Genomic DNA, 12,635 nt, shown 5'->3' on the forward strand with positions numbered 1-12,635 from the left:
CGCGCCATCCGACGCGGTGGCCGAACCGACGTTCTTTCCCCCTCGGGACGTCGGCTCGGTCGCCGCTTCTCTCGTTTTCGGCGTCACAGTCCTCGTCAACGCAATCGTCGGGGACCCAGGTCTGCCTTCGTCGGTTCGGGCCCGATTCGTACTCGCGCATCGGTGATGTATGCGCCGTCGGCGGATGCCAGCACCGGTTCGCAAGAAATCTCCCGGATGTCGGGAATGTCCTCGGCCAGCGCAGATATGCGCTGGACGAGGTCGATCAACGCACTCTTGTTGACCGGCACGGCGTTTCGGTAGCCCGACAACAGCGGAGCAGCCTTCGGCGCGTCGATCAACTGTGCCGCTTCGTCCTCGGTCAACGGCAGCACCCGGTAGGCACGGTCGCCCAACAGATCCGAGATCACTCCGGCCAGACCGAACGAGATGAGCGATCCGAACGACGGGTCGTCCTGAACCCGCACCACGCAGCCGATTCCCTTGACTGCCATGCGCTGGACGTGCAGTAGCGGCTCTCCGGATTCGGCCGCCAGGTTGCGGTATGCCACACGGACTGCCGAGGCGTCGGCGACGTCCAAGCGAACACCGCCCAGATCGGGCCGGTGCCGCCACCGCTTCCCCGTCGCCTTCACGGCAACCGGGTACCCCAGTTCGTCGGCCGCCGCGACGGCTTCGTTCTCGTCGGTGACGGCGCGGAACGCCACGACGTCGAGGCCGTAACAGGCCAACAGCTCGGCAGTCTCGAAATCCGACAGCCAGCGCCCTTGGCCCCCTGCCGAACGCCAATCCCGGACCAGCTGCTTGGCGCGATCGCCGTCGATGCTCTTGGGCCGAACCAGATTCGACACCGGCCGCGAGCGCCAGGACGAATACCGCCACGCGGCGGCGAGTGCCGCCACGGCTCGTTCGGGGCTCGAATACGACGGAACCGAGCCCCGAACCGGGTGCCCGCCGGGCCCGCGTACGGCCAGCACATCCGGAATACCTTCGGTGGCAAGGAATGTCGACAGCACCGGCTTGTCGGATCCCCGGACCGCATTGCCCAGCGCAGTCGCGAACGGCTCGACCTCGACCGCGACCGGGGGCACGAACACGACGATCACTGCATCGATGTCGGAGGCTGCCAGTGCCGACGAGACGGCCGCGGCAAAATCCTCGGGACCGGCCTGCGGTCCGACGTCGGTCGGGATATCGGCATGCAAGCCTTTGGCGCGAGCGGCGTCGACGGCCAGGACTCCCAGGGCCGTGGAGTTGCCCACGACAGCCACGCGCGGGCCGGCCGGCAGGGGTTGGTTGCCGAACAGCACTGCGCAGTCGAACAGTTCGGAGATGGTGTCGACCTGGATCACTCCGGCCTGAGCGAACAATGCTCGGACGATGGAATCGTCGATGTCGGCACCGATGGCGTGCGCGGGTGGTACGGCTCCGCGGCCGCTCTTGACCGCGATGATCGGCTTGCTGCGCGCTACCCGTCGAGCGATTCGGGTGAATTTGCGGGGATTTCCGAAGCTCTCCAGGTACAGCAGAATCACCTCGGTCGCCGGGTCGGAGTCCCAGTACTGCAACAGGTCGTTGCCCGAGACGTCCGCTCGGTTGCCGGCAGAGACGAACGTCGACAGACCCAGTCGGCGATTGGCTGCCTCGTCGAGAATTGCGATTCCGAGCGCGCCGGACTGGCAGAAGAAGCCGACGTTGCCCGGGGTCGGCAGATGCGGTGCCAATGTGGCGTTCAACCCGAACTCAGGGTCGGTGTTCGCGACGCCGAGCGCGTTGGGCCCGATCAACCGCATCCCGTGGGCACGAGCAGCGAGCACCAGTCTGCGTTCGCTCTCCTGCCCCGCTGGCCCGGTCTCGCCGAATCCACCCGACACCACGAGCAGTGCTTTGACACCTTTGTCCAGGCAGTCGTCGAGCACCGCGTCGATGGCATCGGCCGGAACGGCCGCGATAGCAAGGTCGACCGGGTCCGGGATGTCGTGCACCGTGGCGTACGCGCGGACACCGCGCACCGAGCGGTGGTCGGCGTTGACGGGGTACACCGGGCCCGTGAAGTTACCGGCGAGCAAGTTCGCCAGCACCGCGTTGCCCACCTTGGAGCTGTCGGTCGATGCGCCGATGACGGCGACCGATCGAGGGCTGAGTACGTTGCGAACGCTACGGGCCTCGGCTGCGCGCTCGCGAGAATTCCGCACCGACAGCAATGCCTCGCTCGGATCGATGGCGAATTCCAGCCGCAGGACGCCGCCCTCGAAGGAACGGCTCACCTGATATCCGGCCTCCCGGAACACGGTGACCATGTTGCGGTTTTCGGCCAACACCTCGGCGACGAACATGTTGACGCCGTTCTCGGCGGCCGCACCCGCGAGGTGCTCGAGCAGGATGGGTCCGAGTCCGCGGCCCTGGTGGGCGTCGGCGACGACGAATGCAACCTCGGCCGAGTTGCCGTCGCCCTCGGGTAGCCGCTCGTACCGGCCGACCGCGATGATGTCGTCGCCCAGTACTGCAACGAAGGCCACACGGTCGTGGTGGTCGACAGTGGTGAAGTTCAGAACGTCCCGCTGCGGCATCGTCGGATAGGGGCCGAAGTACCTAAGGTATCTGGTGCGCTCCGACAGTCGTCCGTGAAAAGCCACGATGGCCTCGGAGTCCGAGGGCACGATGGGCCGCAGGTGCACGACGCCGCCGTCCGACGTCAGAACGTCGGCGACCCAGTGCCGCGGAAACTCTGTTTCCGCGCGCTCTCGCGCCAGTTCCTTGCTGCTCTTCTCGTCTGTCGCGGCGGCCTGTTCGGCGGCCGGATCGGTACCGGTGGAATCAGTCACGCGGGTCCTCCGGATCGAGTCCGAGCAGCGGAAACACTGCTCGACGAGTGGCGATGATGGCCGAGTCGACGCGTTCGAGTGCCCGGTCGGTGCCGTCCGTTCCGGCCAACGATCCGCCGGGACCGTCCCAGGCGGGATAGTCGACATCCCCACCGTCGCCCATGGTCTGGGGCAGATCCACGCTCGGTGCCATGGTTCTCACTCGTTCGCGCCAGGTGTCGGGTAGGGGTGCCATCGGATCGATTTTGCGGCCGAGGGCAGCGGCGATCAGGTGAGTCCAGGCCCGTGGAACCACCCGAACGAGGCCGTACCCGCCTCCCCCGACGGCCAACCACCGACCCTCCGAGTATCGGTCCGCAAGGTCGCGCATCGCCAGGAAGGCCGCGTTCTGCCCGTCGACGGTGAGCGCAAGGTCTGCGAGCGGATCCTCGCGGTGACTGTCGACGCCGCATTGACTGACGATGATCTGCGGCCGGAACGCTCCGATCGCGCCCGGAACGATCGCATGAAATGCACGGAGCCAGAGCCGATCCGCGGTACCGGGCAGCAGCGGGACGTTGATCGAGGAACCCTCGCCGCGTTCGGTTCCTACCTCCGTCGACCATCCGGTGTTCGGCCACAGTGTTGCCGGGTGCTGATGCAACGAGACCGTCAGCACCCGAGGATCACCGAGAAACGCTGCTTGGACGCCATCACCGTGGTGTGCATCGACGTCGATGTAGGCGATGCGATCGAACCCGTTGTCCAGCAACCACGAGATCGCGATGGCGGCGTCGTTGTAGACGCAGAAGCCCGAGGCCCAATCGGCCATCGCGTGGTGCATTCCACCACCGATGCTCACGGCTCTCCTGGCCCGCCCCGACGCGATCTCACGCGCGGCCGCCAAGGAGCCGCCGGTCAGCATCGCGCTGGCTTCGTGCATGTGCTCGAACACCGGGTTGTCGTCGGAACCGAGACCGTGGACGACGTCGTCGGGGTCTCGCAGGGCCGGACCCTGCGACGGCGCGCGCTTGACGGCCTCGATGTACGCGCTGGTATGAAAACGCAGCAGCTCCGAGTCCGGTGCCGCCGACGGTTCGACGAGCTCCACGCCCGCCAACACACCGAGATCGGTGGCGAGGGCCATCGTCAGATCGAGCCGCGTCGGGTTCATCGGATGGTCGTCGCTCCACCGGTAACCGAGATAGTCCGCACTCCACACGACGATGTCCTCGGGACGGTTCGGAATGGATACGGCGGCGCGTGTCGCCTGATCAGACATACGGACAAAACTACGTTGCCGCGCGGGATGGTGTTGCCGGGTTCCGGTGTTGTCTTCGGTACCCGGTTGTGACGCGCCACGGCGAGCGGCTTCCGGGGTTGTGATGCGCCGCGCCCGCCGCCATCGGGTGCAGCGCCGATTCAGAGCCGCTGACGGTAGGATCGAACCCGACGAAGGGGTTGAGTGTGAAGGATCTGGTCGACACCACGGAGATGTACCTCCGGACGATCTACGATTTGGAAGAAGAAGGCGTCATCCCGCTCCGCGCGCGGATCGCCGAGCGGCTGGAGCAGAGTGGTCCCACCGTCAGTCAGACCGTCGCCCGAATGGAGCGCGACGGTCTTCTGTCCGTCGCCGGCGACCGGCATCTGGAGCTGACCGAGAAGGGCCGCAGCTTGGCCGTCGCGGTCATGCGCAAGCACCGTCTCGCGGAGCGTCTGCTCGTCGACATCATCGGACTGCGCTGGGAAGATGTGCACGCCGAGGCGTGCCGTTGGGAACACGTGATGAGCGAGGAGGTCGAGCGCCGGTTGGTCACCGTGCTGAACAACCCGACGACCTCGCCCTACGGTAATCCGATCCCTGGTCTGGCGGAGCTGGGTCTGGGTCAGACGACACTGGCACCGGAGGCTCTCATTCGTCTCACCGACGTACCGCTCGGCGAGCCTACGGCGGTCGTCGTCCGCCGCTTGGCCGAGCACGTTCAGTCCGACCCCGAGGTCATCGCTCAGCTACGCGAGGCGGGCGTGGTTCCCGATGCCCGGGTTACAGTCGAAGCCAAGCCCGGGTCGGTGACGATCACGGTGCCAGGACACAGTGGTGTCGACATATCCGACGAAATGGCGCATGCCGTTCAGGTGAAGAAGGTCTGATCTCTTCCCACGGACGGCCTCTGCCGCGTGTGAGGGAGATCGAACAGTGAAGCTTCTCGTTACCGGTGGTGCAGGGTACGTCGGCAGTGTGTGCGCGGCGGTACTCGACGAACGCGGCCATGAGGTCGTCGTCGTGGACAACCTGTCCACCGGTAATCGGGATGCCGTTCCCGCCGGGGCCACTTTCGTCGAGGGTGACATCAAAGACGTCGCGGCGGAAGTATTGACGGGCGGCGACTTCGATGCAGTTCTGCATTTCGCAGCGCAGTCGTTGGTGGGCGAGTCGGTTGTGTCGCCGGACAAGTACTGGAGTGGGAACGTAGTGACGTCCCTGGCTCTTCTGGACGCGATCCGGTCCTCCGGCACCCCCAAGTTGGTGTTCTCCTCCACCGCGGCCACCTACGGCGAGCCCGAGAAGACTCCCATCACCGAGGATGACCCCACACGTCCCACCAACCCGTACGGTGCGACCAAGCTCGCGATCGACCACGCCATCACCTCGTACGCAGCGGCCTACGGTCTCGCCGCTACCAGTCTGAGGTACTTCAACGTGGCCGGCGCATACAAGGGTTTCGGTGAGAACCGCGTCGTCGAGACCCATCTCATCCCCCTCGTATTACAGGTCGCCCTCGGTCAGCGAGAGAAGATCTCGGTGTTCGGCACGGACTGGCCCACTCCCGACGGCACAGCCGTCCGCGATTACATCCACGTCGCCGATCTCGCCGAAGCGCACATCCTCGCCGTCGATGCCGCCCAGCCCGGTCGGCACTCCATCTACAACCTCGGCAGCGGAACGGGATTCTCCGTCGACGAGGTCATCTCGTCGTGCAAGCGCGTCACCGGACTGCCCATTGCCGTCGAACATGCGCCTCGCAGGCTCGGTGATCCGGCCGTGCTGATTGCATCGAGCGCCCGTGCCGTCGAGGAACTGCATTGGACGCCGGAGTTGACCGATCTCGATCGCATCGTGTCCGATGCGTGGGACTTTCTGCAGCAGCTCGGCGACCGTTCTCACGCGGCTCGCTGAGCAGACTCCAGATCAGCGCCGACCGAACGGGTCGCCCGGTAGCCGAATGCCACAGGCTCGCGCACAGGCGAACCCACTCTCGGCGACTTCGCGAACCAGGGCAGGACTGGCACCGACACTGAGCGACCGGTCCAACAGCGACGCCAAACTGTGGGAGCTGTCTGCCTTCAGGGCCGCATCGATCGCGATTCGGGCCATCGGCCCGTCTCCTCGCACGTAGGCGCTGAACGCGAGAAGTGTTGCTGCTATTGCTCTTTCGCGGTTCGGAACCACACGGACGAGGTGCACCCAGAATTCCTCGACGATATCTGCATCCTCACCGAGAGTCAGTGCCAGCACCGCGTCCCGGACTTGCACATGCCCGATCGCGACGGCGACCCGCGCGAAGTCGGTGGTCTCGAGCTCGGAGTCGTAGGGAGACCGCGCGAGGTAGGACAACACCGCTGTCAGGTGGTCGGTCAGCGACAGTGCACCGCTGCGCCGAAACCTTGCCATCTCGGCGGCGACTGCCTGCACCGTCTCGACCGGGCCGGGTGCGATGAATTCGGCGAGCTCGTCTCTCGAGCGTCGCACCGGATAGCCGTCCAGCACTCTGGCCACCGTCAGCGGCGATGCCGTCGGATCGGCCATACGACCGTGCTGCCGTGGTCCCTGTAGCGACCACCAGTGCGCGGCATCGGCAATGGCCGAGGTTGCGAAGGCGGCTTCGAGCCGCACACCGAACGTCGGGAGGGTGACCTCGAGCTCGTTCACCAGATCCTGAACGTCGAGTGTGTAGTGCGTTCGCTCGTTGCGGCCGAGTCTGTCGTCGACGAACACAGCGATCACCGAGACGATGTTCTCGAATGCGCAGTAGCCCGCCAGGTAGTCGATGACGTCGAGCATGTCCGGCGTGGCGCGAGTGTCGCTACCCGCACGTCGATCGGTGTGTTCGCCGGCCAGCACGAGGTCGTGCCGCATCGTCGGGCCGATGCTGGTGCCGCCGTCCTCGAGCGCGATCAGCACCATCGATCGATGGGGATCGAAGCCGAGCATCGCCGGGATCGCGGCCAACAGTTCGCTCGCGTCACCGATCCGTACGCGGTGTCGACCGGAGAAGGGGTCGTGGGAGTTCGTCGGTGTGTACATGCCTCGAAGTCTTACGAGGCTCCGTGGTGCCTTCCCGGCTCGACCAGGGGCCGAGCAGCACCCTGTGCATGCCGGACTCTCTGTGGATGAAACGGCGTCCACCCGCCTCCGCCGAGCGGACCGTGTCGGTCGGCTCTGCTAGAGAGGCCGCCACCGCGGCGGGAGAACGTCAGCTCTGGTTCACCTTCTGCACCGCGGCCGTGAACAGCTCGTCCAACGTCATTGCATCAGGTGTGGCGGACCCGAAGGACATGAATGTCGCCGAGATCCGCACGTCGTCGACCTGCGCCATCAGGGTCAACATCGACTGGGTGACGGCATCCCCGCCGGTGCCCGACGAGACGGTCTGCCGCACGGCGAGTGTGTCGTCAGCGTCTATCGGCGGTGCGGGTGTCAGCGTGGACGTGACCGTGGAGGTGGCACCGGACTTGGTTGCGGTCACTTCGCCGCACTGTTCGAGCTGCTCTTTGCGCGCCGAGAGCGGCTGGTCGACAGCGGTCAGTTCGATGGAGATCGTGGATCGACTGTCGTTGTCGGTGCCGACGATCATCGCCGTACCGGTCGGGCCGAAGTCCTGGTCCGCTGGTTTGCACCCCGCCGGGCTGACCTCGGCGCCGGCCGGTATTCCGCTGAGATCGGGAGCGGCCTGCGAGATGGCCTGCTGAGGCAAAACCAACGCGTCGTACGGGGCCGGGAAGCTCGCCGGGTCGATGAGCAGTGTGTTCAGGTCCGTGTCGGGCTGCGATGCGGTGGTGCCACCGGCAGTGGGCTCGGCTGTTCCGGTGACGGTCGAGCTGCACCCCACCAGCACGAATGCTCCGATCGCCGCCGACGTGGCAGCGATGGTCAGGCGGGTCTGTGCGGCGCGGCTCACGTGAAGTCCTCTTCGAGTTCGTGGGGACGCCGCAGCGAGCGCTTCGGCGTCCCCACCACTGTCTCATTCCACCTACCTCGAACGCGGCAGGCGAGCTACGGCAGTGTCGTCGGTGTCAGTTCCCGCGGGCTATCCATTCCTCCAGGTGCGGGGACTCGTCCCCGATACTCGTCCCGTCTCCGTGCCCGGTGTTGACCCGGGTCTCGGCGGGCAACGCGAACAACCGATCCCGGATCGAGCCGATGATCGTCGGGAAATCCGAATACGACCGACCCGTCGCACCGGGCCCACCGGAGAACAACGTGTCCCCCGAGAACAACTGACCGGCCTCGGGCAGATACAGACAACTCGACCCCGGCGAATGACCGGGAGTGTGCAACGCCACGATCTCCGTCCCCGCGACGGTGATCCGCTGACCGTCCTCGAGCACCGAATGCCCGATGCCCGGATGCGTCTGCTCCCACAACACATCATCGGCCGGATGCAGCAGAATCGGCGCATCCAACTCCCCCGACAACTGCGGCGCAACCGTCACATGATCGTTGTGACCATGCGTACACACGATCGCCCGCACCTGCCGACCGGCGACAGCATCGACGATCGGACCGGCCGTATGCGCAGCATCGACGATCACCACCTCGTCGTCGTCACCGACCAACCAGATGTTGTTGTCGACCTCCCACTCGCCACCATCGAGCGCGAACGTCCCCGACGTGACCACCTTCTCGACCCGGAACTGCCCGCTCACAGGACCACCACCGAACGCAGCACCGTGCCCTGATGCATCTTCTCGAACGCCGCCTCGATATCACCGAGACCGATCCGTTCGGTCACGAACTTCTCGAGCGGCAACCGGCCCTGCTCGTACAGATCGACCAACATCGGAAAATCCCGCTCCGGCAGGCAATCGCCGTACCACGACGACTTCAACGACCCACCCCGGGAAAAGAAATCGATCAACGGCATCTCGACGGTCATCTCCGGCGTCGGCACCCCGACGAGGACGACCGTCCCGGCGAGATCGCGGGCGTAGAACGCCTGCTTCCAGGTTTCCGGGCGGCCGACGGCATCGATGACGACATCGGCCCCGAACCCACCGGTGAGCTCCTGGATGGCCTCGACCGCATCGACCTGCGAGGCATCGACGGTGTGGGTGGCCCCGAGTTCGAGAGCCCAGTCGAGTTTGCCCTTGTCGCGGTCGACGGCGATGATCGTCGACGCCCCCGCCAGGCGGGCCCCGGCGATCGCAGCATCACCGACACCGCCGCACCCGATCACGGCGACGGAATCCCCGCGGGAGACGTGGCCGGTGTTCATCGCCGCACCCAACCCGGCCATCACCCCGCAGCCGAGCAGACCGACGACCGCCGGATCGGAGTCCGGGTCGACTTTGGTGCACTGGCCTTCGTGGACGAGGGTCTTGTCGGCGAACGCCCCGATCCCCAACGCAGGCGAGAGTTCGGTGCCGTCGGCGAGAGTCATCTTCTTCGACGCATTGTGGGTGTCGAAGCAGTACCAGGGGGTGCCTTTCTTGCAGGCTCGGCATTCCCCGCACACCGCACGCCAGTTCAACACCACGAAATCGCCGACCTCGACATGAGTGACCGCGTCGCCGATGGTTTCGACGGTGCCTGCGGCTTCGTGGCCGAGCAGGAACGGGAACTCGTCGTTGATGCCGCCCTCGCGGTAGTGCAGATCGGTATGACACACCCCGCACGCGGCGATGGTGACCACGACATCGTTCGGGCCGGGATCGGGAATGGTGATCGTCTCGATCGAGACGGGCTCGCCTTTGCTCTTGGCGACGACGGCGCGGACCTGCTGCGGCATGTATTCCTCCACTGAAAATCGTGTGTTGCGTGCTCGGTTCAGCCTCGCACAACGCATCGTCACGTGGCGACATCTGCATTCGTTCGGTAGGACGAGCCGCGGAATTCACACGCTCGTGACCGAGCGGGCACACAGTCTTCTCGTGCGAACGGTACCTATGAACGATGTCTGCACCCATGGAATACGACCTGGTGGTCATCGGCTCGGGCCCCGGCGGCCAGAAGGCTGCGATCGCGGCCGCGAAACTCGGCAAGCGAGTGGCGATCGTGGAGAAGGGCCACATGCTCGGCGGCGTGTGCGTCAACACCGGAACCATTCCGTCCAAGACACTCCGAGAAGCCGTTCTCTATCTGACGGGGATGAATCAGCGAGAGCTGTACGGCGCGAGCTACCGCGTCAAGGCAGACATCACTCCCGCCGACCTGCTGGCCCGAACCCAGCATGTGATCGGTAAGGAAATCGAGGTGGTGCGCTCGCAACTGCTCCGTAACCGCATCGAGCTGATCACCGGGGTCGGCAAGTTTCTGGATGCACACACCATCGTCGTCGAGGACGAGGCCCGGGGCGAACGCATCACGGTCTCGGCCGCCAACGTGGTGATCGCCACCGGCACCGCCCCCGCGCGACCCGCCGACGTCGCATTCGACGACTACCGGGTGTTGGACTCCGACGGCATTCTGAACTTGGAGTTCATCCCGGCGTCGATGGTCGTCGTGGGTGCCGGCGTGATCGGCATCGAGTACGCCTCGATGTTCGCCGCCCTGGGCACCAAGGTGACCGTCGTCGAGAAACGCGATTCGATGCTCGACTTCTGCGATCGCGAGATCATCGAATCCCTGCAGTTCCACCTCCGCGATCTCGCGGTGACGTTCCGCTTCGGTGAAGCAGTCACCGCGGTGGACGTCGGGCCGAACGGCACGGTGACGACCCTTGCGAGCGGCAAACGCATCCCGGCGGAGACGGTGATGTACTCGGCGGGTCGCCAGGGGCTGACCACGGCCCTCGAACTCGAGAACGCGGGCCTCGAAGCGGACGCCCGTGGGCGCATCTTCGTCGACGAGCATTTTCAGACCAAGGTGGACCACATCTATGCCGTCGGCGACGTCATCGGGTTTCCGGCGTTGGCGGTGACGTCGATGGATCAGGGCAGGTTGGCGGCGTATCACGCGTTCGGGGAACCGAGCGCGCAGCTCACCGACGTCCAACCGATCGGCATCTACTCCATCCCCGAGGTCTCGTACGTCGGCGCGACGGAGGTCGATCTGACGAAGGGATCCATTCCTTACGAGGTCGGTGTGTCGCGATACCGCGAACTCGCCCGTGGCCAGATCGCCGGGGACTCGTACGGGATGCTCAAGTTGCTCGTCTCCACCGAGGACCGTTCGATTCTCGGCGTGCACATCTTCGGTTCGGGAGCCACGGATCTGGTGCACATCGGTCAGGCCGTCATGGGGTGCGGCGGCACCGTCGACTACCTGGTCGATGCGGTCTTCAACTATCCGACGTTGTCCGAGGCGTACAAGGTCGCCGCACTGGACGTCACCAACAAGATCCGAGCCCTGGCAAATTTCGACCGCTGATGCGTCGACGCGGGGACCGAATCGCCGACCGGGAATGAACGACGGTTCCGCGGTTGTTCTGTCGGGTAGTGATTCACCACGATCGACGTCGGCGTGTATGCGGCTCGAGCAGACGGTCCGCGTATTCTGACCCGATGCTCGCGTCGAGGCATCGACGAGTCGATCCGAAAGGGGCCCGGCCATGACCGAACAGTCGAAGATGTACGAGCTGGAATTTCCGGCACCTCAAATTTTCTCCAACGACGGAGTCGGGCCCGTGCTGGTGCACGGGCTGGAAGGTTTCTCCGACGCCGGCCATGCCGTGAAGCTTGCGACGACCCATCTGCGGGAGAGTCTCGAAACCGAGCTGGTGGCCTCCTTCGATGTCGACGAGTTGATCGATTACCGGTCCCGTCGGCCGACCATGACGTTCAAGTCCGATCACTTCTCGGATTACGACGCTCCCGAGCTCAACTTGTATGCCGTCAAGGACAACGTGGGGACCCCCTTCCTTCTTCTGGCAGGCATGGAGCCCGATCTGCGATGGGAGAAGTTCACGACGGCAGTGCGACTGCTTGCCGAGCAGCTCGGAGTGCGGCGCACGATCGGTCTCGGCTCCATTCCGATGGCCATTCCGCACACCCGCCCGCTGGGCGTCACCGCGCACGCGAGCGACAGGGCGTTGGTCAAGGAAGGCAACAGCTGGGCGGGCGAGCTGCAGGTGCCCGGTAGTGCATCGTCCTTGCTCGAACTACGGATGGCACAGCACGGCCACGAGTCGATGGGCTTCTCGGTACACGTCCCGCATTATCTGGCGCAGACGGACTACCCGGGGGCTGCGGAAACGCTGCTCGAGAACGTCGGTGAGGCCGCCGAGCTCGATCTACCGTTGGCAGCGTTGGGCGAGGCCGCGGCTCGCGTCCGGGAGCAGGTCAACGAGCACATCACCGGAAACGAGGAAGTGCAGTCGGTCGTACAGGCACTCGAGCGCCAGTACGACACGTATGTCGCCGCGCAGGAACAACAGTCCACGCTGTTGGCCAGTGACGAGCCGCTCCCCAGCGGCGACGAGCTGGGTGCCGAGTTCGAGCGGTTCCTGGCCGAGCAGGCCGGCCTCGACGACGGAGACGGGCAAGCACCCCGGTAGTTGTGGAGCTGGTCACAGCGAAAGCAGTGGGATCCAGTCATATGCGACAGCCCCGGCGGATCGCAACATACCTGTAACCCGCAATACGCCCGATGCTCTGCCCCGAGCGCGA

Annotated in this window: 10 protein-coding genes; 4 read left to right on the top strand and 6 right to left on the bottom strand. The window is 65.4% G+C overall.

Annotation, left to right across the window (positions count from 1 at the left end; translation table 11 throughout):
* Nucleotides 1-95: 95 nt before the first annotated feature.
* Nucleotides 96-2,753, bottom strand: coding sequence for a bifunctional GNAT family N-acetyltransferase/acetate--CoA ligase family protein (locus AB0P23_RS02945; RefSeq protein WP_027496877.1), 2,658 nt, complete (start codon nucleotides 2,751-2,753; stop codon nucleotides 96-98).
* Nucleotides 2,754-2,817: 64 nt separating this feature from the next.
* A complete protein-coding gene (locus tag AB0P23_RS02950) occupies nucleotides 2,818-4,086 on the bottom strand; it encodes an acetoin utilization protein AcuC (protein ID WP_206497501.1) in 1,269 nt (422 codons plus the stop codon).
* A gap of 185 nt (nucleotides 4,087-4,271) precedes the next feature.
* Between AB0P23_RS02950 and AB0P23_RS02955 the strand changes: the two genes are divergently transcribed.
* Together AB0P23_RS02955 and galE are read left to right on the top strand one after the other, a co-directional pair.
* Nucleotides 4,272-4,958, top strand: a complete 687-nt coding sequence (locus AB0P23_RS02955; protein WP_027496875.1) for a metal-dependent transcriptional regulator — start codon at nucleotides 4,272-4,274, stop codon at nucleotides 4,956-4,958.
* 46 nt (nucleotides 4,959-5,004) lie between these two features.
* Nucleotides 5,005-5,985, top strand: a complete 981-nt coding sequence (gene galE, locus AB0P23_RS02960; protein ID WP_032387297.1) for a UDP-glucose 4-epimerase GalE — start codon at nucleotides 5,005-5,007, stop codon at nucleotides 5,983-5,985.
* Between the two features lie 12 nt (nucleotides 5,986-5,997).
* On the opposite strand, the gene AB0P23_RS02965 is transcribed toward galE, so the two are convergent.
* From AB0P23_RS02965 to AB0P23_RS02980, 4 genes are all read right to left on the bottom strand, one after another.
* Nucleotides 5,998-7,113 carry a DUF4192 domain-containing protein gene (locus AB0P23_RS02965; RefSeq protein ID WP_363796763.1) on the bottom strand — a complete coding sequence of 372 codons (1,116 nt, stop codon included), beginning with the start codon at nucleotides 7,111-7,113 and terminating at the stop codon, nucleotides 5,998-6,000.
* Nucleotides 7,114-7,282: 169 nt separating this feature from the next.
* On the bottom strand, nucleotides 7,283-7,936 hold the full coding sequence (locus AB0P23_RS02970; protein WP_094715516.1) for a DUF5642 family protein: 654 nt from the start codon (nucleotides 7,934-7,936) through the stop codon (nucleotides 7,283-7,285).
* Between the two features lie 166 nt (nucleotides 7,937-8,102).
* On the bottom strand, nucleotides 8,103-8,735 hold the full coding sequence (locus tag AB0P23_RS02975) for an MBL fold metallo-hydrolase (RefSeq protein WP_094652932.1): 633 nt from the start codon (nucleotides 8,733-8,735) through the stop codon (nucleotides 8,103-8,105).
* A complete protein-coding gene (locus AB0P23_RS02980; RefSeq protein WP_363796765.1) occupies nucleotides 8,732-9,817 on the bottom strand; it encodes an S-(hydroxymethyl)mycothiol dehydrogenase in 1,086 nt (361 codons plus the stop codon). The genes AB0P23_RS02975 and AB0P23_RS02980 overlap by 4 nt, the downstream gene beginning before the upstream one ends.
* 164 nt (nucleotides 9,818-9,981) lie before the next feature.
* Here AB0P23_RS02980 and sthA point away from each other — a divergent pair, with 164 nt between their 5' ends.
* Complete coding sequence (sthA, locus tag AB0P23_RS02985) at nucleotides 9,982-11,397, top strand: Si-specific NAD(P)(+) transhydrogenase (protein ID WP_363796767.1); 1,416 nt, start codon at nucleotides 9,982-9,984, stop codon at nucleotides 11,395-11,397.
* A 181-nt stretch (nucleotides 11,398-11,578) separates the two neighbouring features.
* Nucleotides 11,579-12,523: a PAC2 family protein gene (locus AB0P23_RS02990; protein WP_027496868.1), complete on the top strand. Its 945-nt coding sequence runs from the start codon at nucleotides 11,579-11,581 to the stop codon at nucleotides 12,521-12,523.
* Nucleotides 12,524-12,635 lie beyond the last annotated feature (112 nt).

The sequence above is a fragment of the Rhodococcus sp. NPDC077669 genome (assembly GCF_040686915.1).
In the GTDB taxonomy this organism is placed as follows: domain Bacteria; phylum Actinomycetota; class Actinomycetes; order Mycobacteriales; family Mycobacteriaceae; genus Rhodococcoides; species Rhodococcoides fascians.

Bases quoted from the DNA above. Each gene is read 5' to 3' on its own strand.
- AB0P23_RS02950 (WP_206497501.1), bottom strand. From the start codon at position 4,086: ATGTCTGATCAGGCGACACGCGCCGCCGTATCCATTCCGAACCGTCCC.
- AB0P23_RS02965 (WP_363796763.1), bottom strand. From the start codon at position 7,113: ATGTACACACCGACGAACTCCCACGACCCCTTCTCCGGTCGACACCGC.
- AB0P23_RS02980 (WP_363796765.1), bottom strand. From the start codon at position 9,817: ATGCCGCAGCAGGTCCGCGCCGTCGTCGCCAAGAGCAAAGGCGAGCCC.
- sthA (WP_363796767.1), top strand. From the start codon at position 9,982: ATGTCTGCACCCATGGAATACGACCTGGTGGTCATCGGCTCGGGCCCC.
- AB0P23_RS02990 (WP_027496868.1), top strand. From the start codon at position 11,579: ATGACCGAACAGTCGAAGATGTACGAGCTGGAATTTCCGGCACCTCAA.